Source organism: Vagococcus sp. AM17-17 (genome assembly GCF_003471765.1).
In the GTDB taxonomy this organism is placed as follows: Bacteria; Bacillota; Bacilli; order Lactobacillales; family Vagococcaceae; genus Vagococcus; species Vagococcus teuberi.
On sequence record NZ_QRJY01000033.1, the window covers coordinates 1 to 3089 of the forward strand.

Here is a 3089-nt window from a genome sequence, read left to right on the forward strand (position 1 = left end):
ACCGCTTATTTTGGTTAAGTCCTCGACCGATTAGTACTAGTCCGCTCCATACATCACTGTACTTCCACTCCTAGCCTATCTACCTGATCATCTTTCAGGGGTCTTACTTCCTTAAAGGAATGGGAAATCTCATCTTGAGGGGGGCTTCACGCTTAGATGCTTTCAGCGTTTATCCCGTCCATACATAGCTACCCAGCAATGCCCTTGGCAGAACAACTGGTACACCAGAGGTATGTCCATCCCGGTCCTCTCGTACTAAGGACAGCTCCTCTCAAATTTCCAACGCCCGCGACGGATAGGGACCGAACTGTCTCACGACGTTCTGAACCCAGCTCGCGTGCCGCTTTAATGGGCGAACAGCCCAACCCTTGGGACCGACTACAGCCCCAGGATGCGACGAGCCGACATCGAGGTGCCAAACCTCCCCGTCGATGTGAACTCTTGGGGGAGATAAGCCTGTTATCCCCAGGGTAGCTTTTATCCGTTGAGCGATGGCCCTTCCATGCGGAACCACCGGATCACTAAGCCCGACTTTCGTCCCTGCTCGAGTTGTAGCTCTCGCAGTCAAGCTCCCTTCTGCCTTTGCACTCTACGAATGATTTCCAACCATTCTGAGGGAACCTTTGGGCGCCTCCGTTACCTTTTGGGAGGCGACCGCCCCAGTCAAACTGTCCATCTGACACTGTCTCCCACCACGATTAGTGGTGCGGGTTAGAATGGTCATAACACAAGGGTAGTATCCCACCAGCGCCTCCATCGAAACTAGCGTTCCGACTTCTACGGCTCCTACCTATCCTGTACATGTGTCACAAACATTCAATATCAAACTACAGTAAAGCTCCATGGGGTCTTTCCGTCCTGTCGCGGGTAACCTGCATCTTCACAGGTACTAAAATTTCACCGAGTCTCTCGTTGAGACAGTGCCCAAATCGTTACGCCTTTCGTGCGGGTCGGAACTTACCCGACAAGGAATTTCGCTACCTTAGGACCGTTATAGTTACGGCCGCCGTTTACTGGGGCTTCAATTTTGAGCTTCGCTATTGCTAACCCATCCTCTTAACCTTCCAGCACCGGGCAGGCGTCAGCCCCTATACGTCATCTTTCGATTTTGCAGAGACCTGTGTTTTTGATAAACAGTCGCTTGGGCCTATTCACTGCGGCTGAACTTGCGTTCAGCACCCCTTCTCCCGAAGTTACGGGGTCATTTTGCCGAGTTCCTTAACGAGAGTTCTCTCGCTCACCTTAGGATTCTCTCCTCGACTACCTGTGTCGGTTTGCGGTACGGGTCATTTGTTTCTAACTAGAAGCTTTTCTTGACAGTGTGACATTGAGACTTCGGTACTTTATTTCCCTACTCATCACAACTTGTCCTTATAGATAAAAGCATTTGACTCTTATCAAGACTTGTTGCTTGAACGTGCACTTCCAGTCGCACGATCTCATAGCCTCCTGTGTCCCTCCATTGTTCAAACAAAACAAACGAGTACAGGAATCTCAACCTGTTATCCATCGCCTACGCCTATCGGCCTCAGCTTAGGTCCCGACTAACCCTGGGAGGACGAGCCTTCCCCAGGAAACCTTAGTCATTCGGTGGACAGGATTCTCACCTGTCTTTCGCTACTCATACCGGCATTCTCACTTCTAAGCGCTCCACCAGTCCTTACGATCCAGCTTCAACGCCCTTAGAACGCTCTCCTACCATAGAACCAAAGGTTCTATCCACAGCTTCGGTAACATGTTTAGCCCCGGTACATTTTCGGCGCAAGGGCACTCGACTAGTGAGCTATTACGCACTCTTTAAATGGTGGCTGCTTCTAAGCCAACATCCTAGTTGTTTGTGCACCCTCACATCCTTTTCCACTTAACATGTATTTTGGGACCTTAGCTGGTGGTCTGGGCTGTTTCCCTTTCGACAATGGATCTTATCACTCACTGTCTGACTCCCGGATATAAATGAATGGCATTCGGAGTTTATCTGAATTCGGTAACCCAAGACGGGCCCCTAGTCCAAACAGTGCTCTACCTCCATCATTCTCAAATCCGAGGCTAGCCCTAAAGCTATTTCGGAGAGAACCAGCTATCTCCAAGTTCGTTTGGAATTTCTCCGCTACCCACACCTCATCCCCGCACTTTTCAACGTACGTGGGTTCGGTCCTCCAGTGCGTTTTACCACACCTTCAACCTGGACATGGGTAGGTCACATGGTTTCGGGTCTACGACAACATACTCATTCGCCCTATTCAGACTCGCTTTCGCTACGGCTCCGCTTCTTCAGCTTAACCTCGCATGCTATCGTAACTCGCCGGTTCATTCTGCAAAAGGCACGCTATCACCCATTAACGGGCTCTAACTTCTTGTAGGCACACGGTTTCAGGTTCTATTTCACTCCCCTTCCGGGGTGCTTTTCACCTTTCCCTCACGGTACTGGTTCACTATCGGTCACTAGAGAGTATTTAGCCTTGGGAGATGGTCCTCCCGGATTCCGACGGAATTTCTCGTGTTCCGCCGTACTCAGGATACTCATAGGTGTGTTGTCAATTTCGTCTACGGGGCTTTTACCCGCTACGGCTGACCTTTCCAAGTCGATTCGACTATCCACAACAGCTACCACAGCTGAGTCCTACAACCCCAACAAGCAAGCTTGTTGGTTTGGGCTGTTTCCGTTTCGCTCGCCGCTACTAAGGAAATCGATTTTTCTTTCTCTTCCTGCAGGTACTTAGATGTTTCAGTTCTCTGCGTCTACCTTCTAATAGCTATGTATTCACTATTAGATAATATCCTATAAAAGATATTGGGTTCCCCCATTCGGAAATCTCCGGATCATAGCATACTTACTGCTCCCCGAAGCATATCGGTGTTAGTCCCGTCCTTCATCGGCTTCTAGTGCCAAGGCATCCACCGTGCGCCCTTATTCACTTAACCTTTTCTAACCTTACGGTTAGCTTGTTTTTTAATTAATGACTAACTAGCGATAGATAATCATTAATACATTTCACAGTTCTTTTTAAAGAAACTGTTCAACGCGGTGTTCTCGGTTTATGTTGATGTCTAACTTCAACTATCCAGTTTTCAATGAACAATTCGTTTGA

1 rRNA gene is annotated in these 3089 nt (G+C 48.9%); it reads right to left on the reverse strand.

Going from position 1 to position 3089, the window contains the following annotated elements:
- Positions 1-10: 10 nt before the first annotated feature.
- Positions 11-2922, reverse strand: a 23S ribosomal RNA gene (locus DW196_RS10980).
- Positions 2923-3089 lie beyond the last annotated feature (167 nt).